The sequence below is a fragment of the Duganella sp. HH101 genome (assembly GCF_001758795.1).
GTDB classification, from domain to species: Bacteria; Pseudomonadota; Gammaproteobacteria; order Burkholderiales; family Burkholderiaceae_D; genus Rugamonas; species Rugamonas rivuli.
In genome coordinates, this window is sequence record NZ_LRON01000002.1 from 496705 (window position 1) to 521462 (window position 24758).

At 63.4% G+C, this 24758-nt stretch carries 30 protein-coding genes; 18 read left to right on the forward strand and 12 right to left on the reverse strand.

The annotated features are described in order from the left end of the window. The first annotated feature begins 1 nt into the window (after position 1). On the forward strand, positions 2-778 hold the full coding sequence (locus DUGA2_RS04925) for a hypothetical protein (RefSeq protein WP_070267567.1): 777 nt from the start codon (positions 2-4) through the stop codon (positions 776-778). 14 nt (positions 779-792) lie between these two features. Next, on the forward strand, positions 793-1665 hold the full coding sequence (locus tag DUGA2_RS04930; protein ID WP_070267569.1) for a hypothetical protein: 873 nt from the start codon (positions 793-795) through the stop codon (positions 1663-1665). Here DUGA2_RS04930 and DUGA2_RS04935 read toward each other — a convergent pair. After that, complete coding sequence (locus tag DUGA2_RS04935; protein WP_070267571.1) at positions 1662-2555, reverse strand: LysR family transcriptional regulator; 894 nt, start codon at positions 2553-2555, stop codon at positions 1662-1664. The genes DUGA2_RS04930 and DUGA2_RS04935 overlap by 4 nt on opposite strands. Positions 2556-2660: 105 nt before the next feature. On the opposite strand from DUGA2_RS04935, the gene DUGA2_RS04940 reads away from it, so the two are divergent. Further along, complete coding sequence (locus tag DUGA2_RS04940) at positions 2661-3881, forward strand: MFS transporter (RefSeq protein WP_070267573.1); 1221 nt, start codon at positions 2661-2663, stop codon at positions 3879-3881. Here DUGA2_RS04940 and DUGA2_RS04945 read toward each other — a convergent pair whose 3' ends face one another. Beyond that, positions 3882-4544, reverse strand: coding sequence for a hypothetical protein (locus DUGA2_RS04945; RefSeq protein WP_141753191.1), 663 nt, complete (start codon positions 4542-4544; stop codon positions 3882-3884). A gap of 119 nt (positions 4545-4663) precedes the next feature. Here DUGA2_RS04945 and DUGA2_RS04950 point away from each other — a divergent pair, with 119 nt between their 5' ends. Then, complete coding sequence (locus tag DUGA2_RS04950) at positions 4664-5422, forward strand: thioredoxin family protein (RefSeq protein WP_070267576.1); 759 nt, start codon at positions 4664-4666, stop codon at positions 5420-5422. 130 nt (positions 5423-5552) lie between these two features. Then, positions 5553-5888 (forward strand): hypothetical protein, encoded by a 336-nt coding sequence (locus DUGA2_RS04955; protein ID WP_070267673.1) that lies wholly within the window; start codon positions 5553-5555, stop codon positions 5886-5888. 45 nt (positions 5889-5933) lie between these two features. Here the strand turns inward: DUGA2_RS04955 and DUGA2_RS04960 are convergent, their stop codons facing one another. Genes DUGA2_RS04960 through DUGA2_RS04970 form a run of 3 tightly spaced genes read right to left on the reverse strand, consistent with a single transcriptional unit; the run spans position 5934 to position 8729 of the window. Then, positions 5934-6734 carry a hypothetical protein gene (locus DUGA2_RS04960; protein WP_083296210.1) on the reverse strand — a complete coding sequence of 267 codons (801 nt, stop codon included), beginning with the start codon at positions 6732-6734 and terminating at the stop codon, positions 5934-5936. Continuing rightward, on the reverse strand, positions 6734-7963 hold the full coding sequence (locus DUGA2_RS04965) for a CaiB/BaiF CoA-transferase family protein (protein WP_070267577.1): 1230 nt from the start codon (positions 7961-7963) through the stop codon (positions 6734-6736). Before DUGA2_RS04965 ends, DUGA2_RS04960 begins: the two co-directional genes overlap by 1 nt. A 49-nt stretch (positions 7964-8012) precedes the next feature. Continuing rightward, entirely contained in the window at positions 8013-8729 is a 717-nt protein-coding gene (locus DUGA2_RS04970) for a M48 family metalloprotease (RefSeq protein ID WP_070267578.1), read from the reverse strand. A gap of 83 nt (positions 8730-8812) precedes the next feature. On the opposite strand from DUGA2_RS04970, the gene ugpQ reads away from it, so the two are divergent. The 8 genes from ugpQ (at position 8813) to DUGA2_RS05010 (ending at position 17742) form a co-directional block, all read left to right on the forward strand. Next, a complete protein-coding gene (gene ugpQ, locus DUGA2_RS04975) occupies positions 8813-9565 on the forward strand; it encodes a glycerophosphodiester phosphodiesterase (RefSeq protein ID WP_070267580.1) in 753 nt (250 codons plus the stop codon). Between the two features lie 82 nt (positions 9566-9647). Then, the gene (locus DUGA2_RS04980) at positions 9648-10439 is read left to right on the forward strand and encodes a hypothetical protein (protein ID WP_070267676.1); all 792 of its coding nucleotides are present in this window, start codon (positions 9648-9650) and stop codon (positions 10437-10439) included. Between the two features lie 160 nt (positions 10440-10599). Further along, on the forward strand, positions 10600-13209 hold the full coding sequence (gene alaS / locus DUGA2_RS04985) for an alanine--tRNA ligase (protein ID WP_070267582.1): 2610 nt from the start codon (positions 10600-10602) through the stop codon (positions 13207-13209). 201 nt (positions 13210-13410) lie between these two features. Further along, a complete protein-coding gene (locus tag DUGA2_RS04990) occupies positions 13411-13668 on the forward strand; it encodes a sulfurtransferase TusA family protein (protein ID WP_008445984.1) in 258 nt (85 codons plus the stop codon). Between the two features lie 174 nt (positions 13669-13842). Further along, the gene (locus tag DUGA2_RS04995) at positions 13843-14592 is read left to right on the forward strand and encodes an electron transfer flavoprotein subunit beta/FixA family protein (RefSeq protein ID WP_008445986.1); all 750 of its coding nucleotides are present in this window, start codon (positions 13843-13845) and stop codon (positions 14590-14592) included. 10 nt (positions 14593-14602) lie between these two features. Next, positions 14603-15535 carry an electron transfer flavoprotein subunit alpha/FixB family protein gene (locus DUGA2_RS05000; RefSeq protein ID WP_070267583.1) on the forward strand — a complete coding sequence of 311 codons (933 nt, stop codon included), beginning with the start codon at positions 14603-14605 and terminating at the stop codon, positions 15533-15535. Between the two features lie 75 nt (positions 15536-15610). Next, positions 15611-17401, forward strand: coding sequence for an acyl-CoA dehydrogenase (locus DUGA2_RS05005; protein ID WP_070267585.1), 1791 nt, complete (start codon positions 15611-15613; stop codon positions 17399-17401). A gap of 125 nt (positions 17402-17526) precedes the next feature. Continuing rightward, entirely contained in the window at positions 17527-17742 is a 216-nt protein-coding gene (locus DUGA2_RS05010; protein WP_070267678.1) for a type II toxin-antitoxin system HicB family antitoxin, read from the forward strand. Positions 17743-17748: 6 nt separating this feature from the next. Here the strand turns inward: DUGA2_RS05010 and DUGA2_RS05015 are convergent, their stop codons facing one another. Together DUGA2_RS05015 and DUGA2_RS34350 are read right to left on the reverse strand one after the other, a co-directional pair. Continuing rightward, a complete protein-coding gene (locus DUGA2_RS05015) occupies positions 17749-18165 on the reverse strand; it encodes a MarR family winged helix-turn-helix transcriptional regulator (RefSeq protein ID WP_229214590.1) in 417 nt (138 codons plus the stop codon). Positions 18166-18233: 68 nt separating this feature from the next. Next, positions 18234-18401, reverse strand: coding sequence for a hypothetical protein (locus tag DUGA2_RS34350; protein ID WP_229214599.1), 168 nt, complete (start codon positions 18399-18401; stop codon positions 18234-18236). On the opposite strand from DUGA2_RS34350, the gene DUGA2_RS05020 reads away from it, so the two are divergent. Continuing rightward, complete coding sequence (locus tag DUGA2_RS05020; protein ID WP_229214598.1) at positions 18321-18995, forward strand: siderophore-interacting protein; 675 nt, start codon at positions 18321-18323, stop codon at positions 18993-18995. The genes DUGA2_RS34350 and DUGA2_RS05020 overlap by 81 nt on opposite strands. A 74-nt stretch (positions 18996-19069) precedes the next feature. After that, positions 19070-19306: a hypothetical protein gene (locus DUGA2_RS33340; protein WP_141753192.1), complete on the forward strand. Its 237-nt coding sequence runs from the start codon at positions 19070-19072 to the stop codon at positions 19304-19306. 105 nt (positions 19307-19411) lie between these two features. On the opposite strand, the gene DUGA2_RS05025 is transcribed toward DUGA2_RS33340, so the two are convergent. The 5 genes from DUGA2_RS05025 to DUGA2_RS05045 form a co-directional block, all read right to left on the reverse strand. Further along, on the reverse strand, positions 19412-19996 hold the full coding sequence (locus DUGA2_RS05025; protein WP_229214591.1) for a hypothetical protein: 585 nt from the start codon (positions 19994-19996) through the stop codon (positions 19412-19414). A 9-nt stretch (positions 19997-20005) separates the two neighbouring features. After that, entirely contained in the window at positions 20006-20629 is a 624-nt protein-coding gene (locus tag DUGA2_RS05030; RefSeq protein ID WP_070267592.1) for a hypothetical protein, read from the reverse strand. A 129-nt stretch (positions 20630-20758) separates the two neighbouring features. Then, complete coding sequence (locus DUGA2_RS05035) at positions 20759-21736, reverse strand: proline dehydrogenase family protein (RefSeq protein ID WP_070267596.1); 978 nt, start codon at positions 21734-21736, stop codon at positions 20759-20761. An 83-nt stretch (positions 21737-21819) separates the two neighbouring features. Beyond that, complete coding sequence (locus DUGA2_RS05040; protein ID WP_070267598.1) at positions 21820-22410, reverse strand: glycine zipper 2TM domain-containing protein; 591 nt, start codon at positions 22408-22410, stop codon at positions 21820-21822. A gap of 13 nt (positions 22411-22423) precedes the next feature. Continuing rightward, positions 22424-22852, reverse strand: a complete 429-nt coding sequence (locus tag DUGA2_RS05045; protein ID WP_070267601.1) for a hypothetical protein — start codon at positions 22850-22852, stop codon at positions 22424-22426. A gap of 218 nt (positions 22853-23070) precedes the next feature. Between DUGA2_RS05045 and rpsP the strand changes: the two genes are divergently transcribed. Genes rpsP through trmD form a run of 3 tightly spaced genes read left to right on the forward strand, consistent with a single transcriptional unit; the run spans position 23071 to position 24659 of the window. Further along, positions 23071-23316: a 30S ribosomal protein S16 gene (gene rpsP, locus DUGA2_RS32445; RefSeq protein WP_008446017.1), complete on the forward strand. Its 246-nt coding sequence runs from the start codon at positions 23071-23073 to the stop codon at positions 23314-23316. 14 nt (positions 23317-23330) lie between these two features. Next, positions 23331-23891 carry a ribosome maturation factor RimM gene (rimM, locus tag DUGA2_RS05050; RefSeq protein ID WP_070267603.1) on the forward strand — a complete coding sequence of 187 codons (561 nt, stop codon included), beginning with the start codon at positions 23331-23333 and terminating at the stop codon, positions 23889-23891. Between the two features lie 21 nt (positions 23892-23912). Beyond that, the gene (gene trmD / locus DUGA2_RS05055) at positions 23913-24659 is read left to right on the forward strand and encodes a tRNA (guanosine(37)-N1)-methyltransferase TrmD (protein ID WP_070267605.1); all 747 of its coding nucleotides are present in this window, start codon (positions 23913-23915) and stop codon (positions 24657-24659) included. Positions 24660-24758 lie beyond the last annotated feature (99 nt).

Below are 24758 nucleotides of genomic sequence, written 5' to 3' on the forward strand. Positions count from 1 at the left end.
CATGACCGAGAAAAGTAATCTGCCGGCGCTGAGCAAGCAAGTGACCGAGCTGGTGCTGGCCGGTTCGCTGAGCCACGCCGAGCAAGCCTTTGCCGAGGCGGCCGACCAGTTCGGCGACCTGGCGGTGGTGGAAGTGCTCAACAACATTCCGCCGCAGGTGACGGCGCTGCACATGGCCGGCTTCGACGGCGGCAAGATGTCGCTGGCGACCTTGCTGGTGCCGCCCAAGGCCTGGGCCGACAGCCTGGCCTTCTTCGCCGCGACCTGGCCGGACGACCTGATCGAGGACGACCCGGAGCGCATCGCCGAATCACTGTTCGCGCACATCCACGGCGTGGTGTTCTCCACCGACGACGAGGAACGCCGCAACGAACTGCTGGCGGCCGCCTCGGCCACCGACCACGGCTCGACCGCGTTCGCGATCCTGTTCTCGATGGCGCCGAAGGAAATCCTGGAAGTGGCCGGCGAGATCATCTCGAAAGGCCCTTACCTGACCGGCCAGACCTCGTCCGACAACGACGTGGTTCCGCTGGCGATCGCGCTGGCGCAGGCGTCGGAAGACGGCTGGGACCGCGCGCTGTTCGAGCTGTTCCCGGAGTTCCGCCACAGCGCCGACCTGGCCGACGCCGAATTCAGCGACGACCCGGACGACGAGCCGACCTTCCTGCAGCGCTCCACCAAGGAATTGCTGTATCGCTTGCGCAAGCAGGTGCCGTCCACGCGCAGCGCCGCCAAGCCTGGTTCGCGCCGCAGCCTGGGCACCGGCATTTTCTCGTGATGGGTGTCTGATACATGCTGCCAGCAATCGTCGTAGAAAATTTACCGCGCCTGACCCGCGCCATCCAGCAACTGGCTGCCCATCCGGACGATGACGCCGCCTACGCGCTGGCCGATGAACTGACCGGCATCACCGCCATGGTGGCCGAGAAGTTCACCAACGACCGCACCGCCGACGGCATCCAGAAAGCATTGCAGCTGACGGTGGGCGGCGTGTCGCTGGGCCTGGACCACGCGCTGATGCACGAGGGCGACCTGGCGGCGTTGGACTTCCTGGTCGAGCACGGCGCGGAGCACGCGTTCCAGATCGGCTTCCGCCTGATCAAGGAGCTGTCGGCCCTGCCGGAGGATGCGCTGGTCGGCGAATACGATACCGATCCGGTGTACTCGGCCCGCCGCCTGCGCGACCTGTTCATCGATTTGTGCCAGACCGATCCGAATGAAAACTGGAACGGCCTGGAACGCTACGAGGTCATGCTCAAGCAGCGCAAGGAAGTGCAGGCCGTGGTGCGCCTGGCCGGCTGGCTGCGCCGCCACAACAGCGAAGGCCCGGTCAGCGATACCGACCTGAACGCCGAGGGTGTGATTGCGCTGTCCATCATCTTCGCCATCGAGGGTGGCGGCCGCGTGGTTGCGCGCACGGGGCAGAAGGAGTTCGAGCGTTTCGTCAAGTCGGTGCGCAAGGCCAAGCCGGATTACGAGGAAGGCTGGGCGGCGCTGGTGGCCAAGGTGCCGGTGCAGCATCATCCGGTGCTGCTGGACCGTATCGCCAGCTACCGCAGCAGCTGCACGGTGATCCAGAATATCAAGGGCCGCACGGCGATGAAGACACTGTTCGCGGAGCTGGAGAACTACGCCGGCTCCGAGCTGGACGCCGACTACAATTAAGCCGCGGCGGCCTCCGTTGCAATCGCGACGAAGGCCGCCACCAGCGGCGAGACTTCGTCCTTGCGCTGCGCCAGCAGCAGCGTGGTGTTGGCCTCCGGGTCCGCCAGCGGGCGGTAGCAGACGCCGCCCATGCGGATGATGTCGAAGGAGCTGGGCAGCACCGAGATGCCGCAGCCCGCCGCCACCAGGCCGATGATGGTCGACGCTTCGTTCGCTTCCATGGCGATGGTCGGCAGGAAGCCGGCGGCGCGGCACAGGCGGAAAATCTGATAGTAAATCCCGGTGCCGGCCGTCTTCGGATACATGACGAATGCTTGTCCCTGAAGGTCGCTGATGGCGACCTTTTTCTTTTTGGCCAGCGGATGCTCCAGCGGCAGCACCAGCGTCAGCGGATCGTGGCGCAGCACGGTCATGCCGACGGCGTCGGACACGGCCACTTCGGGCGGGCGCACCAGGCCCAGGTCCAGCGTGCGGTCGGCGATGGCTTCGAATTGCGGCACGGTCGACATTTCCAGCAGCGTCAGCGTCACGCCCGGATAGCGCTGGCGGTAGCGGTTGACGATGGTGGCGAACAGCGGCGTGAGCGGAGTGGAGAAGGTGAAGCCCACGCGCAGTTCGCCGGCCTCGCCGCGTTCGGCGCGGCGCGCTGTCTGCACCGCCTGTTCGGACAGCGCCAGCACGCGGCGGGCGTCGTCCAGGAACAGCTTGCCCGCTTCCGTCAACCGCACCCAGCGCTTGCTGCGTTCGAGCAGCAGCGCGCCTACCTCCGCTTCCAGCATCTGGATCTGGTGGCTCAGCGGCGGCTGGCCGATGTGCAGACGCTCGGCCGCGCGCGTGAAACTGAGCTCCTCGGCGACGGCGACGAAGTAGCGCAGGTGGCGTAATTCCATCTCTGTTATCTTTTTAAAGTATGAGTAACGGCTTAAATATATATTGGACAGTGGTTCGGTGCAATCCTAAGATGAAGACATCGTACCTCTGAAGAGATCACCATCATGTCGTTGAGCGCCGCCGCAATCTCCCACATCGCCGTCGGCAGTCCCGAATTCAAGCGCAGCAGCCGGGCGCTGTTCTTCGGCGGCTTTTCGGCGTTCGCCCTGTTGTACAGCGTGCAGCCGCTGATGCCGGTGCTGTCGCACGAGTTCGCGCTGAGCGCGGCGCAGAGCAGCATGGTGCTGTCGGTGTCGACCGGGGCGCTGGCGGTGTCGCTGGTGGCGTCGAGCGCGGTGTCGGAGCGGCTGGGCCGCAAGCCGCTGATGGTGGTGGCGATGGTAGTGGCGGCGCTGCTGACGATCTTGTGCGCGTTTGCGCAGAGCTATACGCAGCTGCTGGCGATGCGCGCGACGCTGGGCGTGGCGCTGGGCGGCATGCCGGCGATCGCCATGGCCTATCTGGGCGAGGAGATGGAGCCGACTTCGCTGGGGGTGTCGATGGGCTTGTACATCAGCGGCAGCGCGTTCGGCGGCATGGCGGGGCGGGTGATCTCGTCGGTGCTGAGCGACCATTTCTCGTGGCGGCTGGCGCTGGCGGCGGTGGGGGTGGCCGGCCTGCTGGCGGCCTGGGAATTCTGGCGCTCCTTGCCGGCGTCGCGGCATTTCGTGCCGGTGCATAGTGGCTGGCGCGCGCTGCCGAGCGGCTTCCGCTTGCATCTGTCCGATGCGGGATTGCCGTGGTTGTTTGTGTTGTCCTTCCTGCTGATGGGGAGTTTTATCAGCCTGTACAACTACATCGCCTATCGCTTGCTGGCGGCGCCGTTTCACTTCAGCCAGAGCCTGGTGGGGGCCGTGTCGTTCATGTATCTGCTGGGGATTTATGGCTCGGTGTGGGCGGGGCGGCTGGCGGATCGTTACGGCCGCCGCCATGTGCTGTGGGCGGTGATGACCATCATGTTCGCCGGCCTGCTGCTGACCTTGTCGGACTGGCTGCCGTTGATCGTCGTCGGCGTGGCGCTGTTCACCTACGGCTTCTTCGCTTCGCATTCGATCGCCAGCAGCTGGGTGGGACGGCGGGCCACCAGCAACAAGGCGCTGGCGTCGGCCTTATATCTGTTCTTCTACTATCTCGGCTCCAGCGTGGTCGGTTCGGCGACGGGCGTGATGTGGGGGCGCGGCGGTTGGCCGGGCGTGGTGCTGGTGCTGGGCTTTACGCTGACGCTGGCCATGCTGGTGGCGCTGCGCCTGCGCCGGCTGGCGCCGCTGGCGCAGGCCGAGCGCTGATCATTTGGGGCAGAGGGTGTAGCTCTTGCGGCCGTCCGGGCGGATGTGGATGCAGTACTCGCCGACGGCGGTGATGATTTTGTAGGTGCGCGTCTTGTTCTCGCCGTCTGGCGTGCTCAGTTCGACGATCCGGGCGCCCTGGTACCACTTCGGCGGCACCGCGTCGTGCGCGGCGCTGATGCCGCGCTCCAGGCGGGCTTGCTTGCTGTCCGGCGGCGGCTCCGGCGGGCGCTGCCGATAGCTTGCGCGCAGTTCCTTGTCGATTTTTCCCACGTCCAGTTTGGCCTGGTTGAGGATGTCGCTGGCGCTCTGCGGGCGTTGCGAGGCCGGCGCCTGGGCGAACGGATCGTCGGGCAAGGCGGCTGCCGGCGGCTGCGGATCCGGCTGAGCGGCCGGGGCGTCGGCGGCTTTTGGTGGTGCGACGGCTCGCAGCGGCGGTGTGGCGATGGGCTGCGGTGCGGGCTTGGTCTGCGGTTTGCTTTGCGGTTGGCGCGGCGGCTCGATGGCGGGACGGGCCATCGGCAGCAGCCATTGGATCTCTTCCCGGTGCGCGCGCGGCGTGTCGGCCATGTGCTGGCGCTGCATGAATGCATAGATGATCGCTATGTGCAGCAGTCCGGTGACAAGCAGTCCCGGCAGGTAGCTTCTTCGAGGATTGACCATGCCGGGAGGATAGCTTGCAAAATAGATATTTGTCCATCTTTTAACATCTTCTTACAAAGGCTGTAAGGCTGGGGCCGGCGGCGCGACCAAGGTGGATCGTACTGAGACCTGGAGACGCCGTGAAGCATTTCATCCTGAGCCTGGCCGCTGCGGCCGCGCTGAATATTCCGCCAGCGCTGGCCGCCGCTTGCAGCGCGCAGAGTCCCGCTTATCGCATCGCCTTGCTGGAGTTGTACACGTCCGAGGGATGCAGCAGTTGTCCGCCGGCCGATCAGTACGTCAGCGGCTTGCGCGGCGAGGGTGTGTCGGCGCAGCAGGCGGTGCTGTTGTCGGAGCATGTCGACTACTGGAATTACATCGGCTGGAAAGATCCGTTTTCCAGCAAGACCTTTACCGAACGCCAGCGCTGGCTGAGCGACCTGGCCGGCTCGCGCACGATCTACACGCCGGAGATTTTTGTCGGCGGCAAGGAGCAGCGCGGTTGGCCGCGCGGCGTGGTGGAGACGGTCAAGCGTATCAATGGCTTGGCGGCGCAGGCGGACATCGCCATCACGCTGGGGGCGGCCGATGCTGGTGGCTTGCCAGTTGCCGTCACGGCCAAGTCCGGGCGCGAGGGGAAGTTGTTTGTCGCGCTGGTCGAGAATGGCGTGGCCAGCCAGGTGAGGGCGGGCGAGAATCGCGGCCGCTTGCTGCGGCATGATTTCGTCGTGCGGGAGTGGCTGGCGCCGGCGCCGTTGTCGTCGGGCGGCGCGGTGGTCAGCCGGACTTTGCCGCTGCCGGCGGGTGCGGTGGCGGGCAAGCTGGGCATCGCGGCCTTTGTGCAGACGGACAAGGGCGAGGTGCTGCAGGCGCTGGCGCTGCCGGTTTGCGGCGGCTAAATTTGAGGGCGCGCTGATCTGCGTCAGTGCTGCCGCGATCGGCGTCCCTTGCGTCGAAACTGGCGGCGGCCTCCACTGTCGAATCTGCACGGGCACGCCTGTGCCTGAGCAAACAGAGGAGGAGTTCATCATGCTGCAAACGAACGACATCCAGCATCGTTTTCATTTATTGGAGCAAGCGATAGGGCAGGCGGCGCAAGCCTGTTCGGCAGAGCCTTACATCCCCGGCGAACTGCGCGACAGCATCCAGCGCCTGGACCGGCAGTCCGATACGGCCAGGGAAGTATTGCTGTCCCAGGACCAAATGCGCATCCACAAACTGGTGCGTGAAATGGAGCGGCTGGCTGAGCGCGCCCGGCAGGTGTGCATCAACGTGCCGCGGCTGTCGGCCCATATGCGCAGCGCGGTCAATTACATGCACGGGCAGGTCATGGAGCTCAAGCGCGACTTGCGCATCAGTTCGTAACCACCAGGAGGCAGGCCGCCTTCGCGGCGGCCTGAACGGAAACGTTCAAGAGAATGAGTCTTTGGGAATCACATGCCTGAAGGTCGGCTCGATGTTTTTCTCGTGCAGGTGCTGGATGATGTCTTCCAGCGTCGCGTCCTTCAGCAGCAGGCCGGCTGGCGCCGAATGCGCCGCCGGCGTTGGCGTCTTGTGCGTGCGTTCCTTGCCGTGCGGCGGGTGCATGATGGTGATGGCTTGCGTGAACTGCTTGTCGCTGATGCCTTGCAGTCCTTCCAGGAACGCAGCCTGCGCCGCATACGGCGGCATCATCTCCAAGCCGGTGTCGTCCGCGAACGATGCGCCCATGCCGGGATTGATGAACGCGGCCCAGGTGCCGCTGCCCATGTGCAGGCAGGGCGGCAGTTCGGCCGTGGTGCTGGTCAGCGTGTCGGGACGCAGGCCGATCTCTTCGTTCGGTATGTCGGGGAAGTAGGTCTTGCGCAGCAGGTGCAGGAAATGCTGCGCCTGGTTCAGCGGGACCGGCCTCTCCAGCGACAGCCACAGCGCATAGCCGTTGCCGCCGTTGATGCTGACCGCCGGCGCGGGCAAACCCAGCTGGTCTTGCAGCGCATTGGCCACGCCGCACAGGCGGTCCCAGTGCTGCAAGGCCGGCGCGTCGCCCATGCGGTTGAAGTCGACGATCATCGTCCGCACCAGGCCGTTGTCGGAGACCAGGTTGAGGGCGATGGTCTTGTCGCCGCCCAGGTGCTGCGCCAGCATCTCAGGCGTCAGCTCGCCCGCTGGGAAGCACTCCTGGTCTTCGAGCAGGTACAGCCGCTTCAGTTCCGCGATCAGTTTTTCCATCATCACAGCACCCCCTGTGCGCGCAGGGCGGCGATGTCTTCGTCGCTCTGGCCCAGCATGTCGCGCAGGATTTCGTCGGTGTGCTGGCCCAGCAGCGGCGGCGCGACGGCGTTGTCGGTCGGCGTCAGCGACATCTTCATCGGGCTGCGCACCAGCCTGGTGGTGCCGGCGGTCGGGTGCGGTACGTTCATCACCAGCTCACGCGCCAGCACTTGCGGATTTTTGTAGACATCGTCGAGGTTGTTGATCGGGCCGCATGGCACGCCGACCGCTTCCAATTGGTCGATCCAGAAATCACGCGGCTGCGCCAGCACCATCTCGGCCAGCAGCGGCACCAGCTCGTCGCGGTGCTGCACGCGCAGCGGGTTGGTGGCGTAGCGCTCGTGCTGGGCCAGGTCGCCGCGGCCGCCCACTTCCACGAACTTCTGATACTGGCCGTCGTTGCCGGTGGCGACGATGATGTAGCCGTCGGCGCACTGGAAGGTCTGGTAGGGCACGATGTTCGGATGCGCGTTGCCCCAGCGCTTGGGCGGCTTGCCGCTGTTGAGGTAGTTGCTGCCCATGTTGGCCAGCATCGCCACCTGCACGTCCAGCAGCGCCATGTCGATGTACTGGCCTTCGCCGCTGCGGTCGCGGTGGGTCAGCGCGGCCAGGATGGCGATGGTGGCGTACATGCCGGTCATCAGGTCGGTCAGCGCCACGCCGGCTTTCTGCGGGCCGCCGCCGGGCAGGTCGTCGCGCTCGCCGGTGACGGACATCAGGCCGCCCATGCCCTGGATCAGGAAGTCGTAGCCGGCGCGGTGCGCGTACGGGCCGTCCTGGCCGAAACCGGTGACGGAGCAGTAGACCAGGTCGGGCTTGATGGCTTTCAGCGATTCATAGTCCAGGCCGTAGCGCTTGAGCTGGCCGACCTTGAAGTTTTCCAGCACCACGTCGCAATGGCTGGCCAGCTCGCGGATCAGCGCCTGGCCGTCGGCGCTGGCGATGTCGATCGTCACCGAGCGCTTGCCGCGGTTGGCGGCCAGGTAGTAGGCTGCTTCGGTGGTGTCGCGGCCTGCGGCGTCCCTGGCGTAGGGCGGGCCCCAGGCGCGGGTGTCATCGCCGCTGCCGGGACGTTCGATCTTGATGACGTCGGCGCCGAGGTCGGCCAGATTCTGCGAGCACCACGGTCCCGCCAACACCCGGCTCAGGTCGAGGACGCGGATATGGCCTAGCGCTTTTGGAGCTGTCATGATGTGTGTAACCTTTTGAGTAATCCAATCAGGCCGCTAGTGTAGTGGCTCAGTCCGGCGCGTGCACCTGATTTTTTTGCAAGACGGCGGCCAAGGCGCGCGCGGCCTGCCAGCGCGTCAGCGGCGACGGGTAGTCGGGCTTGCTGCGGCGCGGCGAGACGCTGCCCCGGAACATCTTCTTGAAATAGCCGGCCAGCTGCTCCGCCGGCCAGCCGGCGCGCCAGGCCAGCTGCATGCCTTCGCGGTCGGCTTCGGCTTCCTGCTCGTAGTTGGTCGCGGCCAGCTGGTCGATCAGGGCGCTGTCGTGGTCGACCGCGTGTTCCAGTTCGAGGAAGGGGCGCCCGGCCCAGCGCGGCTCCAGCCGCAGCGCCTGCTGGTATTCCTTCAGGTTGTGGTGCAGGGCGGCGTGTTCGATTTCATGCGCCAGCAGCATGGCCAGTTCGGCGTCGGCCAACTCCAGCCGCTGCACGTAGGCCTGGCTGACCAGGATTTTGCCGCCGGCCATGCAGTCGGCGTTCTGGTCGGGATCGTTGGTGGTGTGGACTTCCCAGTCCCAGTCGGCGGTTTCCGGATAGTCGCGCCTGGCGCGGGCGATCAGGGTGGCGGCGATGTTGGTGACGCGGGCGGTGAAGCGGGTGTCGGCGTCGAGCACGTGGTCGTTCAGCCGCGCCGCGTACAGTTGGGCGGCGCGGGCTTCCACCAGTTGCTGGGTCAGTTCGGCGGCCTGCGGCGCGGCGGCGCAGGCCGCCAGCGCGAGCATCAGCATGCCTGCCTGCCGCCGCAGCCTATTTGACGCCCGCCGCATTCGTGATAATGTTGACATCGTTTCCATCTTTCGAGGCATCCACCATGTGGCCTTACCCAAGAATCGTTGCACATCGCGGCGGCGGCACGCTGGCGCCGGAAAACACCATCGCCGGCCTGCGCGCCGGGCTGGCCTACGGCTTCCGCGCGGTCGAGTTCGACGTGATGCTGTCGCGCGACGGCATCGGCATGGTGATGCACGATCCCGACTTCGGCCGCACGGTGGCGGGGCAGGGCAGCGTGGCCACCACGGATGCCATCGAGTTGTCGGGCATGGATGCCGGCAGCTGGCTGGGGCCGCAGTTCCGCGATGAGCCGGTGCCATTCTTCACCCAGTTTATCGATTATTGCAAGCAGCAGCGCATCTGGATGAATGTGGAAATCAAGCCGGCCGACGGCTTCGAGCGCGAGACCGGCAGCTGGGTTGCAAAAGTGACACGCGAGTCCTTTGCCGATGAAATCGCCGCCGGCGACCCGGCCGCCGTGCCGCTGCTGTCCTCGTTCAGCTTCGAGGCGCTCGCCGCCGCCCGCGACGCCGCGTCCGACCTGCCGCGTGGCTACCTGCTGGACCGCATCCCCGCTGACTGGCAGGCGCAGGCGCGGGAACTGGGCGCGGTGGCCATCCACACCAACCAGAAGCATCTGACGCCGGAACTGGCGGCGCAGATCAAGGCGGCCGGCTATGGGCTGTTTTGCTACACCGTCAACGATCCCGGGCGGGGCAGGGAGATCCTGTCATGGGGCGTGGACGGCTTTTGCACCGACCGTATCGATTTGATCGGGCCGGGTTTCGCCTAAGAGGACGTTTTAAAATGCCCACACCCCCCTGTTATTCTTTTAACTTTGCTCATCATGACGATTGGCCTACAATAAAATCGCCATGAATCGACTTGCCTTGATCGCCACAGCAATGATCCTGTGTTCCGCCAGCGGCGCCTACGCCGCTTGCGGGGAAGTGCGCTATGCCTATCCCAATCAGCACCGCCCTCCGTACTGGCTTGGCGAAGGCCAGGCGGTGCCGGACCCGCCGGGGGCGGGAGTTGAATTTGCGCGGGAGTTTGCGGCCAGCGGCAATTGCTCGCTTGTTCTTGTGCGCTTGCCTGTTCTACGTTTGCGAACGGCGTTGAGCAGCGGCGCCGTGGATTTTGCGCCGGTCGATATTACTGCCGACGGCCAGGCCGGCATCGTGATACCGCGCGATGCGCAAGGCAAACCCGATGCCAAACGCGCCACGCCCATCGTTGTGGTGCTGTTCGTGCGGGCCCAGGAAGGCATCAACCGGGAAACCGATCCGCTGGACTTTGTGCGCGACCGCCAGGTCGGCATGACGCATGGCGCCACTTATGGCACGATCTTGCAGCGCGCCGGAGCCAGGCTGGACCTCGGTTCGACTTCGGCCAGCGCCAATTTCGAAAAGCTGCGGCGCGGGCGAGTTGACGCCTTTGCCCTCTCGTTAATGACGCCCGGCGACATGGACAAATATGTCGAGACCCACTTTCACGGCGATATAGTAAGGCTGGAAAAGCCAGTCTCCAGAGTCCTGGTATGGGTAGGGAGCAGCCAGGCCTATTACGATGCCCATCGCGCCCAGGTGGAATCCATGTGGGATTGGCTTGGGAGCGATGGGACCCGCCGCTACTACTCGATCCTGAAGAAATACACCGAACAGTAGTCGAATTCACGAGGCTTTCCTTCGGCTGCCTGCGCGCTCATTTGCTGGCGCTCTCTTCAATGGCCGGCGAAGTCATTTTGCAACGTCTACTATGACCCTATGACTCTCACGGTCATATATAATCAACCCTTTGCATTTGCCAGCTACCACTGCTTACGACATGAAATCATCTGAAATCCGCGACAAATTCCTCAAGTTTTTTGAATCCAAGGGTCATTCGATTGTCCGTTCCAGCTCCCTGGTGCCTGGCAACGACCCGACCCTGCTGCTGACCAACAGCGGCATGGTGCAGTTCAAGGACGTGTTCACCGGTACCGACAGCCGTCCGTACACCCGCGCCACCTCCGTGCAGCGCTGCGTGCGCGCCGGCGGCAAGCACAACGACCTGGAAAACGTCGGCTACACCGCGCGTCACCATACGTTCTTCGAGATGCTGGGTAACTTCAGCTTCGGCGACTACTTCAAGCGCGACGCCATCAACTACGCATGGGAACTGCTGACCAAGGTCTACGCCCTGCCGGTCGACAAGCTGACCGTGACCGTCTACATGGAAGACGACGAAGCCTACGATATCTGGGCCAACGAAGTGGGCGTGCCGAAAGAGCGCATCATCCGCATCGGCGACAACAAGGGCGCGCGCTACGCGTCGGACAACTTCTGGCAGATGGCCGACACCGGCCCATGCGGCCCGTGCACCGAGATCTTCTACGACCACGGCGCCGACATTCCGGGCGGCCCTCCAGGCTCGCCCGACGAAGACGGCGACCGCTTCATCGAAATCTGGAACCTGGTGTTCATGCAGTTCAACCGCGACGAAGCGGGCGTGATGCACAAGCTGCCGAAGCCGTGCGTCGACACCGGCATGGGCATGGAGCGCCTGGCCGCCGTGCTGCAGCACGTGCATTCGAACTACGAGATCGACCTGTTCCAGGCCCTGATCAAGGCCGCCGCGCGCGAAACCGGCGCCACCGACCTGGAAAACAAATCGCTGCGCGTGATCGCCGACCACATCCGCGCTTCGGCGTTCATGATCGTCGACGGCGTGATCCCTGGCAGCGAAGGCCGCGCCTACGTCCTGCGCCGCATCATCCGCCGCGCGCTGCGCCACGGCCACAAGCTGGGCCAGACCAAGCCGTTCTTCTACAAGCTGGTGGCCGACCTGGCGATCGAGATGGGCGCCGCCTATCCCGAGCTGGAAGAAGCCAAGGACCGCGTGGCCCAGATGCTGAAGGCCGAGGAGGAGCGTTTCGGCGAGACGCTGGAAACCGGCATGAAAGTGCTGGAAGCCCAGCTGGCCAAGGATGGCAAGGGCATCGACGGCGCCACCGCGTTCACGCTGTACGAAACCTACGGCTTCCCGCCGGACCTGACGGCCGACATCTGCCGCGAACGCGATATCGAGTTCGACCAGGCTGGCTACGACGCCGCGCTGAAGGAAAGCCAGGAGCTGTCGCGCAAAGGCGGCAAGTCGACCAAGGACGCCAAGGTCGAGTACACCGGCGAGAAAAACAAATTCGTCGGCTACGACAACCTGACCCACAACAGCAAGATCGTGGCGCTGTACGCAGCCGGCACGCCGGTGCAGGAACTGAAGGCTGGCCAGGCCGGCATCGTGGTGCTGGACACCACGCCGTTCTACGCTGAATCGGGCGGCCAGGTCGGCGACCAGGGCGTGATCGCCACCGGCGCGGCGCAGTTCGCCGTCAGCGATACGCTGAAGATTCAAGCCGATGTGTTCGGCCACCACGGCGTGCTGGAATCCGGTTCGCTGAAGGTCGGCGACGCCGTCAGCGCCAACGTGGACGAAGCCAAGCGCGCGCGCACCATCCGCAACCACTCGGCCACCCACCTGATGCACAAAGCCCTGCGCGAAGTGCTGGGTTCGCACGTGGCACAGAAAGGTTCGCTGGTCGATCCCGACAAGGCCCGTTTCGACTTCAGCCACAACGCACCGATGACCGCCGAGCAGATCGCCCAGGTGGAAGCCATCGTCAACCGCGAAGTGCTGGCCAACACCTCGGTCCAGCAGCACCACATGTCGTTCGACGACGCCGTCAAGCATGGGGCGATGGCGCTGTTCGGCGAGAAGTACGGCGATGAAGTGCGCGTGATGGACATCGGCAGCTCGAAAGAACTGTGCGGCGGCGTGCACGTGCACCGCACCGGCGACATCGGCCTGTTCAAGATCATCTCGGAAGGCGGCGTTGCGGCCGGTATCCGCCGCGTGGAAGCCGTGACCGGCGAAGGCGCGGTGGCGCTGGTGCAGGCTATGAACCGTCGCCTGCTGGAAGCTTCGGCGGCGTTGAAGGCGACCCCGGAAGAGCTGACCGCGCGTATCGGCCAGGTGCAGGACCACGTCAAGGCGCTGGAGAAGGAACTGGCCGCGCTGAAATCGAAACTGGCTTCGGGCCAGGGCGATGAGCTGGTCACGCAAGCGGTCGATGTCAACGGCATCAAGGTGCTGGCTGCCGTGCTGGATGGCGCCGACGTGGCCCGCCTGCGCGAAACCATGGACAAGCTGAAGGACAAGCTGAAGACCGCCGCCATCGTGCTGGCCAGCGTCGCCGACGGCAAAGTCAGCCTGATCGCGGGCGTGACGGCGGACGCTACGTCCAAGGTCAAGGCCGGCGAGCTGGTGAACTTCGTTGCACAACAAGTGGGCGGAAAAGGCGGCGGACGCCCCGATATGGCGCAAGCCGGCGGTACCGATCCTAGCGGTTTGCCTGCTGCTCTGGCGGCGGTTCCGGCATGGGTGGGCGAGCGCGCCTAAGTTGCTAGAAAGCCTTGTAATGCAGTAACTATGCGGCCTGCGTATCTTACGCAGGCCGTTGTTGTCTGGAGCGAGCTGTTGTATACTTGCCAGTTCCCGTTGCAAACTTGCAACGCACTATGAACTATTTTGGTGCAGCGCGTCATGCGGTCCGTTTTGGAGTAGTATGACGACAGTCCTAACAAAACATGCGGGTTCTTGATGAGCGACACGATACTTGAAAACGAAATCATGGAATTCCACAAAGAACTCGACGCGCGCGGTTTGAACTGTCCGCTGCCGATCCTCAAGGCCAAGAAAGCCTTGTCCGAGTTGCAAAGTGGGGAAGTCCTGCGCATCATGGCTACCGACCCGGGTTCCGTGCGCGACTTCCAGGCTTTCGCCAAACAGACGGGCAACGCCCTGTTGTCGCATGTCCAGACCGGCCGCGAATTCGTCTTTTTGATGCAGCGCAAATAATCCTGCTGCGTATTTTTCCTAGAAACATCGTCTGAGAGATTTATTTTTTAGATGATTTCTACTAGCTAAAAAACGCACGATCGTGCTTTATTTTCTTGTGCGGGCTGAATTTCTCATATAATCTAGCCCACATAATTTAGTCCCGAATTCTTTAATTTTTCCAAAGGCACAGCTATGAAAGTCTTGGTACCCGTCAAACGCGTGGTCGACTACAACGTCAAGGTGCGCGTCAAGTCCGACGGCACGGGCGTCGATATCGCCAACGTCAAAATGTCGATGAACCCATTCGATGAGATCGCTCTGGAAGAAGCGATGCGCCTCAAGGAAGCCGGCAAAGTCACCGAAGTGGTCGCCGTATCGTGCGGCGTGACCCAGTGCCAGGAAACCCTGCGCACCGGTATGGCGATCGGCGCCGACCGCGGCATCCTGGTGGAAACCGCCGTTGAGCTGGAGCCGCTGGCCGTTGCCAAGCTGCTCAAGGCGCTGGCCGACAAGGAACAGCCACAGCTGATCATCCTGGGCAAGCAGGCCATCGACGACGACTCCAACCAGACCGGCCAGATGCTGGCAGCGCTGCTGGGTTGGCCGCAAGCGACGTTCGCGTCGAAAGTGGTGCTGGAAGACGGCAAAGTCACCGTGACCCGCGAAGTGGACGGCGGCCTGGAAACCCTGGCGCTGACGCTGCCTGCCATCGTCACCACCGACCTGCGCCTGAACGAGCCGCGCTATGTGACGCTGCCGAACATCATGAAGGCCAAGAAAAAACCGCTGGATGTGACCAAGCCAGAAGACCTGGGCGTCGATGTGACCCCGCGTCTGAAAACCCTGAAAGTCGTCGAGCCTGCAAAACGCTCGGCCGGCATCAAGGTTCCGGACGTCGCCACCCTGGTCGCAAAACTGCGCACCGAAGCTAAAGTCATCTAAAGGATAAATCATGGTCGCATTAGTTATCGCAGAACACGACAACGCCAGCCTGAAAGGCAGCACCCTCCACACCGTGACCGCCGCAGCACAATGCGGTGGCGACGTGCACGTCCTGGTCGCTGGCTCGAACGCCGGCGCCGCCGCTGCCGCTGCCGCGCAAATCGCCGGCGTGTCGAAAGTTATCGTGGCCGACGCCGCTTACTTCGCCGACGGCCTGGCCGAGAACATCGCCGAGCAAGTGCTGGCGCTGGCCGGTTCGTACAGCCACATCCTGGCCCCGGCCACCGCCTACGGCAAAAACATCCTGCCGCGCGTCGCCGCCAAGCTGGACGTTGCGCAGATTTCGGAAATCACCAAAGTCGATTCGCCGGACACTTTCGAGCGTCCTATCTACGCCGGTAACGCGATCGCCTACGTGCAATCGTCGGACAAGATCAAGGTCATCACCGTGCGTTCGACCGGCTTCGACGCCGCTGCCGCCACCGGCGGTTCGGCTGCGACCGAGACCGTCGCCGCTGTTGCCGACAACGGCAAGTCGGCCTTCGTCGGCCGCGAGCTGGCCAAGTCGGACCGTCCGGAACTGACCGCCGCCAAGATCATCGTTTCCGGTGGCCGCGGCATGGGCTCGGGCGAAGCGTTCAAGATCCTGGAACCGCTGGCAGACAAGCTGAACGCCGCCATGGGCGCATCGCGCGCCGCGGTCGACGCCGGCTACGTGCCGAACGACTGGCAAGTCGGCCAGACCGGCAAGATCGTCGCGCCTACGCTGTACATCGCCGTCGGTATCTCGGGCGCGATCCAGCACTTGGCCGGTATGAAGGATTCCAAGGTGATCGTCGCGATCAACAAAGATCCTGAAGCGCCGATCTTCTCCGTTGCCGACTACGGCATCGTGGGCGATCTGTTCGACATCGTGCCGCAACTGGTTGCAGAACTGGGCTAAGCAAGCCAGTGTGAATACAGGGCCACGCTGATCCGGAACACCGGATTGCCGTGGCCTTTTTCTTGGAGAGATAAGATGCCATATCAAGCACCCCTGAAAGACATGCTGTTCGTGATGAACGAACTGGCCGACCTGGCCGGCGTCAACGCGCTGCCGGGCAATGAAGACGCGACCCCGGACACGGCCGAAGCCGTGCTGGAAGAGAACGCGAAATTCGTCGCCAACGTGGTGGCGCCGCTGAACAACCCGAGCGATAAAGAGCCGAGCTTCTGGCACGATGGCCAGGTGACGACTTCCAAAGGCTTCAAGGATGCCTTCAAGGCCTTCGCCGAAGCTGGCTGGCAAGGCGTGCAGCATCCGGTGGAGTTCGGCGGCCAGGGCCTGCCGAAGCTGCTGGCGACGCCGTGCATCGAAATGCTCAACGCGGGCAGTATCTCGTTCGCGCTGTGCGCGCTGCTGTCGGATGGCGCGATCGAAGCGCTGCTGACCGCGGGCAGCGATGCGCAGAAAGCCACCTATCTGGAAAACCTGGTGTCGGGCAAATGGACCGGCACCATGAACCTGACCGAGCCGCAAGCCGGTTCCGACCTGGCCGCCGTGCGCACCCGCGCCGTGCCGCAGGACGATGGTACTTACAAAGTGTTCGGCACCAAGATCTTCATCACTTACGGCGAGCACGACTTCACCGAGAACATCGTGCACCTGGTGCTGGCGCGCACGCCGGACGCGCCTCCTGGCGTGAAGGGTATTTCGCTGTTCATCGTGCCCAAGTTCCTGGTCAATGCCGACGGCACGCTGGGCGCGCGCAACGATGCGCATTGCGTGTCGATCGAACACAAGCTGGGCATCAAGGCCAGCCCGACCGCCGTGCTGCAGTTCGGCGACCATGGCGGCGCCATCGGCACGCTGGTGGGCGAAGAGAATCGCGGCCTGGAATACATGTTCATCATGATGAACGCGGCCCGCTTCGGCGTCGGCTTGCAGGGCATCGGCCTGGCCGAGCGCGCTTACCAGAAGGCCGTGGCCTTCGCCAAGGACCGCGTGCAGTCGCGCGATCTGGCTGGTTCGGCTGGTCCGGTGTCGATCATTCATCATCCTGATGTGCGCCGCATGTTGATGTCGATGCGTTCGCAGACCGAGGCGGCGCGCGCGCTGGCCTATGTCGGCGCCGGCATCAGCGACGTGGCGCACAGCCATGCCGATGCCGAGGTGCGCAAGGCCAACCTAGCCGTGTACGAGTATCTGGTGCCGGTGATTAAGGGCTGGTCGACCGAGATGTCGCAAGACGTTACCCGTGATGGCGTGCAGGTGCATGGCGGCATGGGCTTCATCGAAGAAACCGGCGCGGCGCAGCACTACCGCGATTCGAAGATCCTGACGATTTATGAAGGCACGACCGCGATCCAGGCCAATGACCTGGTTGGCCGCAAAACCGTGCGCGATGGCGGCGCCGTGGCCAAGGGCATCATCGCCCAGGTGCGCGCGACCGAGGCGCAGCTGGCTGCGGTGGATAGCGCCGACTTCAAGGCTATCCTGGCGCAGCTGTCGTCCGGCAGCAAGGATCTGGAAGCGGTGGTGGACTATGTGGTCGCCAACATGAAGAGCGATATCAAGGGTGTGTTCTCGGGTAGCGTGCTGTACCTGAAGCTGGCCGGCCTGGTGCTGGGCGGCTGGCAGATGGCGCGCGCGGCCCTGGTGGCGCAGCAGAAACTGGACGCCAACGAAGGCGACGCCAGCTTCTACAAGGCCAAGATCGCCACCGCGCGTTTCTTCGCCGACCACATCCTGTCGCAAGCATCGAGCCTGCGCATCGCCATCATCGACGGCAGCGCCGGCGTGCTGGCCTTGAGCGAAGACCAGTTCTAAGCGGCGTTTTCGCCTCCAGCAAAAGCGGCCCTCGGGCCGCTTTTTTTTCGTCGAAGCTTAAGCGTTTCGTAGTTCGATTGCCCGGATACGCTAAGATGAAAACGCGGGAACTGATAGGAGTGAAAATGAAATTCCTGGTTATTGTTGAGGAGGGCCCCAAATCCTTTGGCGCATACGTGCCGGATTTGCCTGGATGTGTCGCGGTGGGCGTCACGCGAAATGAGGTCGTGGCGCTTATCCAGGAAGCCATTGAGTTTCATCTTGAGGGAATGAGGGCGGATGGTAAGCCTATGCCGCACCCCAATTCGTCGGCGATGTCGGTTGAAGTAGCTGTTGCGTAACAGGCCCTAAGCGCAGTCGTCGAGGTTGGCTTTGACTTGTAGCAGCAGGCTGCGCAAGGTTTGCTGCTGCTCGGGGCTGAGGCCTTGCAGGGCTTGCGTGTTCAAGACTTCGGCCTGGCGTTTGATTTTTTGCTGGATGGCGCGGCCGGCGTCGGTCAGCGACAGGCGCGTATTGCGGCGGTCGGCGGCGTCGGCTTCGCCTTGCAGCAGCCCGCGTTCGCGCAGCGCCGTGACCAGGCGCGTCAACTGCGCCTTGTCCTTGCCGGTGCGCTTGGCCAGGTCGCTCTGCGTGCTGCCCGGATGGCGCGCGAAAAATCCCAATACCCTGCCTTCCATCGGCGTCATCTCATGCTGGCCTTCGCGCAAGGCCTGGAATTGCTGCGAACGGAACTGGTGCATGATCGTATGCACGAGATCGAGCACGCCATCCAGGTTGGGATCGCGAGAATGGTTGACTTTGTCATTTGATTTGGGAATAATGGGTGACATTATCAATTATCTGGATAGGCAAAGACATGAGTATAGACGCTCCAATCAGCCGTGTGCAGCGGGTTCGGCATGAACTCAAGATCCGTGAGGTGGAAGTGGCCGAAGTGCGCGATATCGGCGCGCATTTCCGTCGCGTCACGTTCCGCGGGGCGGCTTTGCATGATTTTCATAGCGCTTCGTTCGACGATCACGTCAAGTTCATCCTGGGGCAGGGCGAGGGTGCGGTCAAGCGCGACTACACGCCGCGCAGTTTCGATCCGGTCGCGGGCGAGCTGTGCCTGGAGTTCGCGCTGCATGGCGATGGCCCCGCCGCGCGCTGGGCGACGCAGGCGACGCCGGGGCAGCGGGTGATCGTCGGCGGGCCGCGCGGCTCGTTCATCATTCCGGCCGATTACGACTGGCAGCTGCTGGTCGGGGACGAGAGCGCCTTGCCGGCGATTGCCCGCCGTCTCGAAGAATTGCCGATTGGCGTGCGGGTGATCGTGATCGCCAAGGTGGGCGATGCGGCCGATCGTCGCGTGCTGGCCAGCAGTGCCGAGGTCGATCTGCGTTGGGTGGGCGATGATGAGGAAATGGTGGCGGCGGTGCGTGCGTTCAGTCTGCCGGACGGCGACGGCTATGCCTGGTGCGCGGGCGAGGCGGCGACGATGGCGGCGGTGCGGCAGGAGCTGGTCGGCGTGAAAGGCCTGGGCAAGCATCAGATCCGGGCGGCCGCCTACTGGAAGCGCGGCGGCAGCGGCTTCCATGCGACGCTGGAGGATTGAAGCCGGGCCTGCAAAAGTTGAATCCGTTGTTGTGCGCGCTGCGTACAAGGAGGATGTCAACTACGAGGTCCAGTATGAAATCTATCGTTCTTTCCCCCGTTGCCGTCGGCGGCGATCGCAAAACCTACGCGGTCAGACGCATGAACATCGCGGCCCAGCGCCTGCTGCATGCCGAGACGCCTGGCGAGGAAATCCGGGCCGGCCAGTGGGTGCTGGCCTGGGCGGTGGCCGCCGGCGCCCGCCCATCCGACCGCGCGCTGCGCGAGGCCGAATCCAGCATGCGCTCGCTGGTGGAGTTGCGTCTGCATTGACGAGGGCGCTTTGAGCAAAAAAAGGGGGGGGCGGCTGGATGCATCCGACGCCCGCTCCCCCGACGCGCCTTACGGTGCGTTGCAAGGCGCGCTGTTCTGAGGGGGTTAGTTCTTCGACAGTGCGGCGCGGAAGGCCGTGTCGTTCAGCAGGGAAGAGACCAGCTTGCGGTATAGGGCCTCGTATTCACGGCCCGCGGCGGGGATGGCCACCGCGCCCATGAATGACGACTCCCATGACGAGTTGACTTTCAATTCGCGGTCATAGCGCACCGCGCCGTCGCGCGTGACGACAAAGCGCGCCGCCAGCATACCGGTGCCGGTGCCCATCGCGGCATCCAGATCGCTGTCGGTTAGCGTACCGGTGATGACGGTGCCGGCCTTGACGTCGTACAGGCCGGCGGCCGTCAGCTCGACCTTGACGGTTTCGCGCAGATACTGGGTGAAAGAATCATCGACCGACGAACCGAGCGAGTTGCCACGCACGCTGGTGCCATGGTCCAGCGCCGCAATCTTGCCGGCGGCTGGCGTGAAGGCGCCGACGTTGGCCGGCGCCAGCGCGGCGCCGCGCAACTTGGCCGTGTTGTCTATGTTGGCGGTGGGCGGACTCATTTTCATGCTGACGCAGCCGGTTAGCTGCATCGCCAGCACGCAGGCTGCGGCGCCGCTGACGGCGCGTGTGAGTTGGTTCATGCGTGCTCCTTAATTGAATGACGGATCTGCGGCCAGATCGCGCAGCGCGTTGCTCAAGACTTCGTGCGTCATGGTTTTGACGGCTTCCGACGCATCGGCTGACTTCTTGGCGGTCGGTGGCGGGCTGGCGTTGCCCAGCGTGGTATGGATGGAATGCTTGGCACTGACGGTGATCATCTTTTCCTGCCCGGCAGGCAGGTATTGCAGCGTGCAGACATAGCCATCGGTGACGGCGGTACCAGCCAGTCCAAAGGTCAAGCCGGTGACGAAGCCTTGGGAGGCGGCGTTGGCCGTCAACGGGATGTTGTCCAGTTTGACGCTGAGTACGCTGAGATCGGTCGCCGGCGCGGTTTCCACCGTGGCGAACAGGCCGCTGGCCTTGATTTGCTCGCTGACTGCGCCTTTCAGAAATTCGGTGGCGCGGGCGTTGGGTGCGCCCTTGGTCTGGAATTCGAAGGTCAACTGTACAGGCTTGGGCTGCGCGACTTTTTTCATCGCCGACACGGGAATTTCCTTGGTGGCGGTGTCGACGTAGACGCTGGCGCAGCCAGTCAGCATGGCGCTGACCGACAGCGCGGCGATGACAAACAATCGGCGCAGGGTATGCGCTGCGGAGTAGTGCTGGAGGTGCATGAATTTCCTTTGAAGTGGATGGGTATTTGTTATCTGACGCAGCCGCTCTGTGGCGGCCGCGCAGTATAAACGACCCTTTCCTCTTGGAAATTCACTTATTGTCACATTTTTAAAACTAATGCAGGCAGCTTATGCCGCCATGACGTCGACGATGGCCTGGTACACGCGCACCGGTTCTTCGGCGATGCGGTTCAGCACGTAGAGGAAGTGCTCGTCGCCGAAGACGGCGTATTCGCGGGTTGGGAAGCCGCGCGCGTGCAGCTCGGCGATCTGCTCGGTGCCGAGGCCGATCAGCGATTCGAATTCGAACCAGCGCGGGTCGATGCGCTCTTTCAGGATCAGCGCGCTGAGGTCGCCCTGGATGCCGCGGTCGTGCGTGGCGATCGAGCACTTGTGGCCGCTCAGCAGCAGTTGCTGCGCGTAGCGGCGGTAGGCGGCGGCCAGCTCGGGGCTGTTGCGGTGGTGGGAGATGTCTGCCGATTCGAGGAAGGCGCCTTTCACCAGGCGGATGCGGCCGGGGATTTTCATCAGCGTCGGCAAGTCCTGCGCGGTGCGGTGGCGCTTGGCCGGCACGGTGATGCCGACGTTGTGCAAGCCGTCTTCACTGTGCAGGCGGGCGTAGATGGCGTAGATGTCGTCGGCGCGGTCGGCGCCCTCCATCGAGATCATCACTTCGCGGTTGATCTCGGCCGCGGCCAGCGCGATGCGGCGGGTGTTGCGGTAGCCAAGCTCTGTATCCACCGTCATGCCCACGTGCGACAGGTCGAGCGAGACCGAGCAGTTCAGGTTGCGCTGGCCGATGGCCCTGGTCAATTCCATGAACACTTCGGTCTCGGCCATCGCGAAGGCTTCGTCGCGCACGCTCTCGCCCATGTATTCGACCGAGGCCGCATGGCCCTGGGCGATGATGTGTTCGACCCGCTGCAGCGCCTCGGTCACTGTGCGGCCGGCAACGTAGCGCTGCGCTATCTTGTGCATGTAGGGCCGCAGCAGCGGATCGTTGCAGAATTTTTCCTTGGCGCTCTCGTCGAGCGCCAGCGTGCGCAGGGTGGTGGCGGCCTGGTCTACCAGAGGCTGCCATTGGGCGGGGAAGGCGGGAAGGTGCACGGGGTCTCCTGTGGTGGTCGAATATGCAAGATGTGGTGCTGCAGGCGAAAAAAAACAGCCCGGAGGCTGTCTTTTTATTTGGCCTAGTTGCGGACCAGGGTGCCGTTGTTGTTGCGGACCCGGTCGCCGCTCATCATGCGCGGATCGTGGTCGAAGTTGAAGCTGACCTGTTTGCCGTCGTCGTACTGCACGTGTACGGTCCACTGTTTGGTGGACTTGGCTTTTTCTTCGATCTTCTTGCCGGCGTAGGCGCCGCCGGCCGCACCGGCCACGGTGGCCAGTTCGCGGCCATGGCCGCTGCCGACCTGGTTGCCCAGCAGGGCGCCAGCCACGCCGCCGGCGATCACGCCCAGCGCGCTGCCTTCACCGGCTTTGTCGCTGACCACGACCGAGGTCACTTTGCCGCATTCCATGCAGCTAGCGCCCGGCTTGGCGGGGGAGGCCTTGAGCTGGGCCTTGGCCAGCGCCATCGATTTGTCGTATTCGGATTTGGCGTCGCGCGTGCATTGCATGCGGGCGGCCGAGTTGCTTTCTTCCGCGCACAGCTTCTTGTCGTCGGCGTAGCGGGTGGTGATGCGTTTGGATTCGGCGTTGTATTGTTCTTTGGGTGTTTGCGCCTGGGCGGCGGAGGCCAGGCTGGCCAGGACCAGGGCCGCGAGGATAGGACGGTTCATGCTTTTCTCCTTATTAACCGTAGGAGCCACCAGTGTACAACAAGTCAAACAGGCGGGAGATGGTGGCGATCAGGCTCCCCGCGCCCACCATCATGCTGGCGACCAGCACCACGGCCAGCGGCCAGTGGGTGTTCGATTGCTTGCCGGAGGCGGGGTTGAAGCGGGCGTCCCACTTCTCGTCCGGCATCAGGCCCAGCACCAGCGCCTCCAGGAAACCGGCCAGGCCGGAGACCATGATGGGCAGCAGTTTGTAGAAGCCGTCGGCGTCGGGCCAGGCGGCGCTGATGGCGGCGCTGGCGGGCAGGCAGGCCAGGTGCAGCCACAGCCACGGATCGCGCAGGCCGCGCAGGTAGAGGCGCTGCAGGCCCAGGCCGCCGGCCAGGAAGGCGAGCAGGGTGGCGAAGGTCTTGTTTTTGTGCGAAGTGTGGTGCAAAACAGTCATAGTTGTTGAGCAGTAGGCGGAAAACATGCAGTATCGGTCATAATACGGCCCCCGGCGGACCTTTTTTATGGACAAGGCTATTGCCCCGCACGCCGGATCGGGGGATAATCTTCGATTACCCCAATCTGCCCGATTATTTCATTAACGCTTGCTGCTTCGCGGCAAAGCGCGCTATAATTTGCGGCTTTTTCCGTCCTAGCACACTTTTTGGAAATATTATGGTCGTTATTCGTTTAGCTCGTGGAGGCGCCAAGAAGCGTCCGTTCTTCAACATCGTTGCAACCGACTCGCGCAATCGTCGCGATGGCCGTTTCATCGAGCGCATCGGTTTCTACAACCCGATGGCATCCGGTGGCGAAGTGCCACTGCGCATCACCGCTGACCGTCTGGCTCACTGGCAATCGGTTGGCGCACAACTGTCGCCTACCGTGGCTCGCCTGGTAGCTTCGAACAAAGCTGCTTAAGTCTGGCTGCTGGTTTGACCGATAAGAATGCATCCGGGGTGCAAGTCCCCGACGATCTGGCACAAGTAGGCTTTGTCTTTGGTGCTTATGGCGTCGCTGGCTGGGTGAGGGTACGCCCTTTCTCGGAAGATGCGGATGCACTCCTCTCGGTGAAAACCTGGTGGATCGACAAGCCAAGCTTGCACGAGGTCGAAGTCAAGCAGTGCAAACTGCATGGCGGCGACGTGGTCGCGCAGCTGGTGGGAGTGACCGATCGGAACGTCGCAGAAGCGCTGAAGGGCGCGGCTGTTTCGGTTCCGCGCAGTCGTTTCCCGGCCTTGTCCGATGATGAGTTTTACTGGGCCGAGTTGATCGGTCTGGATGTAGTGAATTTGCAAGGTGAGCACCTCGGTACGGTGACTGACATGATGAGCAATGGTCCACAGTCGATCTTGCGCATCCAGCCAGCCGCTCTGCCCGATGCCGATCCAGAAGCTGTGGCGCAGGAGCGCCTGATTCCATTTGTGGACGCGTTTGTCATCAAGGTAGACAAGGCCGCAAAGAAGATCACTGTCGACTGGGGCCTTGATTATTAAAGAACATAAGGGCGGCCCGCCATGCAATTCGATGTCGTGACCCTGTTCCCTGAAATGTTCGCCGCACTGACGCAGTCGGGTGTCACCCGGCGCGCGTTTGAACAGAATAAATGTGGCTTGTCGTTGTGGAATCCGCGTGATTTCACGACGGACAATCACCGCACCGTGGATGACCGCCCCTATGGTGGCGGCCCCGGCATGGTGATGTTGGCCAAACCCCTGGAAGCGACGCTCAACGCGGCGAAGCAGCGCCAGACCGATGCCGGTCTGCCCGCGCCCCGCGTTGTGTTCATGTCGCCCCAGGGCAGGCAGTTGACGCATGAGCGCGTGATGCAGCTGAAGCAGGAGCCCGGTCTGGTGATCCTGTGCGGCCGCTACGAGGCGGTGGACCAGCGTTTGCTGGACCGTTGCATCGACGAGGAAATCAGCCTTGGCGATTTCGTGCTGTCCGGCGGCGAGCTGCCGGCGATGGCCTTGATGGATGCCGTGATCCGCCAGATTCCCGGCGTGTTGAACACGGATGCGTCGGCGATCGAGGACAGCTTCGTCAATGGCTTGCTGGATTCGCCGCACTACACGCGGCCGGAAACGTATGAAGGTGTGGGCGTGCCGCCGGTTCTGATGGGCGGCAACCATGCCGAGATCGAGAAATGGCGCCGTCAGCGCATGCTGGAGGCGACCGCGCGCAAGCGCCCGGATTTGCTGGTCAAGGCGCGTGAGGCAGGGCAGCTCACCAAGCTTGATGAAAAGTTTTTGGCAGGTTTGTAAACCTGTTGTCGTAGAAGCCGGCGGACATGTCGTCCGCATGGTTGTTTAACCCCATCCTCTACTGGGCATCGAGTTTCGACTCATAGCGCGCCAGCACGA

Coding starts and splice junctions, on each gene's coding strand:
- DUGA2_RS05040 (WP_070267598.1), bottom strand. CDS start 22,410: ATGAACCGTCCTATCCTCGCGGCCCTGGTCCTGGCCAGCCTGGCCTCC.
- DUGA2_RS04995 (WP_008445986.1), top strand. CDS start 13,843: ATGAAAGTCTTGGTACCCGTCAAACGCGTGGTCGACTACAACGTCAAG.
- DUGA2_RS05010 (WP_070267678.1), top strand. CDS start 17,527: ATGAAATTCCTGGTTATTGTTGAGGAGGGCCCCAAATCCTTTGGCGCA.
- DUGA2_RS05000 (WP_070267583.1), top strand. CDS start 14,603: ATGGTCGCATTAGTTATCGCAGAACACGACAACGCCAGCCTGAAAGGC.
- DUGA2_RS04930 (WP_070267569.1), top strand. CDS start 793: ATGCTGCCAGCAATCGTCGTAGAAAATTTACCGCGCCTGACCCGCGCC.
- DUGA2_RS04935 (WP_070267571.1), bottom strand. CDS start 2,555: ATGGAATTACGCCACCTGCGCTACTTCGTCGCCGTCGCCGAGGAGCTC.
- DUGA2_RS04955 (WP_070267673.1), top strand. CDS start 5,553: ATGCTGCAAACGAACGACATCCAGCATCGTTTTCATTTATTGGAGCAA.
- DUGA2_RS34350 (WP_229214599.1), bottom strand. CDS start 18,401: ATGAAAATCATGCAAAGCCGCCCCGCGGAACGTGACGCGACGGAAATG.
- DUGA2_RS04980 (WP_070267676.1), top strand. CDS start 9,648: ATGAATCGACTTGCCTTGATCGCCACAGCAATGATCCTGTGTTCCGCC.
- DUGA2_RS05025 (WP_229214591.1), bottom strand. CDS start 19,996: ATGAACCAACTCACACGCGCCGTCAGCGGCGCCGCAGCCTGCGTGCTG.
- DUGA2_RS33340 (WP_141753192.1), top strand. CDS start 19,070: ATGAAATCTATCGTTCTTTCCCCCGTTGCCGTCGGCGGCGATCGCAAA.
- ugpQ (WP_070267580.1), top strand. CDS start 8,813: ATGTGGCCTTACCCAAGAATCGTTGCACATCGCGGCGGCGGCACGCTG.
- DUGA2_RS04965 (WP_070267577.1), bottom strand. CDS start 7,963: ATGACAGCTCCAAAAGCGCTAGGCCATATCCGCGTCCTCGACCTGAGC.
- trmD (WP_070267605.1), top strand. CDS start 23,913: ATGCAATTCGATGTCGTGACCCTGTTCCCTGAAATGTTCGCCGCACTG.
- DUGA2_RS04990 (WP_008445984.1), top strand. CDS start 13,411: ATGAGCGACACGATACTTGAAAACGAAATCATGGAATTCCACAAAGAA.
- DUGA2_RS04970 (WP_070267578.1), bottom strand. CDS start 8,729: ATGCTGATGCTCGCGCTGGCGGCCTGCGCCGCCGCGCCGCAGGCCGCC.
- DUGA2_RS04925 (WP_070267567.1), top strand. CDS start 2: ATGACCGAGAAAAGTAATCTGCCGGCGCTGAGCAAGCAAGTGACCGAG.
- DUGA2_RS04960 (WP_083296210.1), bottom strand. CDS start 6,734: ATGATGGAAAAACTGATCGCGGAACTGAAGCGGCTGTACCTGCTCGAA.
- DUGA2_RS04945 (WP_141753191.1), bottom strand. CDS start 4,544: ATGGTCAATCCTCGAAGAAGCTACCTGCCGGGACTGCTTGTCACCGGA.
- alaS (WP_070267582.1), top strand. CDS start 10,600: ATGAAATCATCTGAAATCCGCGACAAATTCCTCAAGTTTTTTGAATCC.
- rpsP (WP_008446017.1), top strand. CDS start 23,071: ATGGTCGTTATTCGTTTAGCTCGTGGAGGCGCCAAGAAGCGTCCGTTC.
- DUGA2_RS05045 (WP_070267601.1), bottom strand. CDS start 22,852: ATGACTGTTTTGCACCACACTTCGCACAAAAACAAGACCTTCGCCACC.
- DUGA2_RS04940 (WP_070267573.1), top strand. CDS start 2,661: ATGTCGTTGAGCGCCGCCGCAATCTCCCACATCGCCGTCGGCAGTCCC.
- DUGA2_RS05030 (WP_070267592.1), bottom strand. CDS start 20,629: ATGCACCTCCAGCACTACTCCGCAGCGCATACCCTGCGCCGATTGTTT.
- DUGA2_RS05005 (WP_070267585.1), top strand. CDS start 15,611: ATGCCATATCAAGCACCCCTGAAAGACATGCTGTTCGTGATGAACGAA.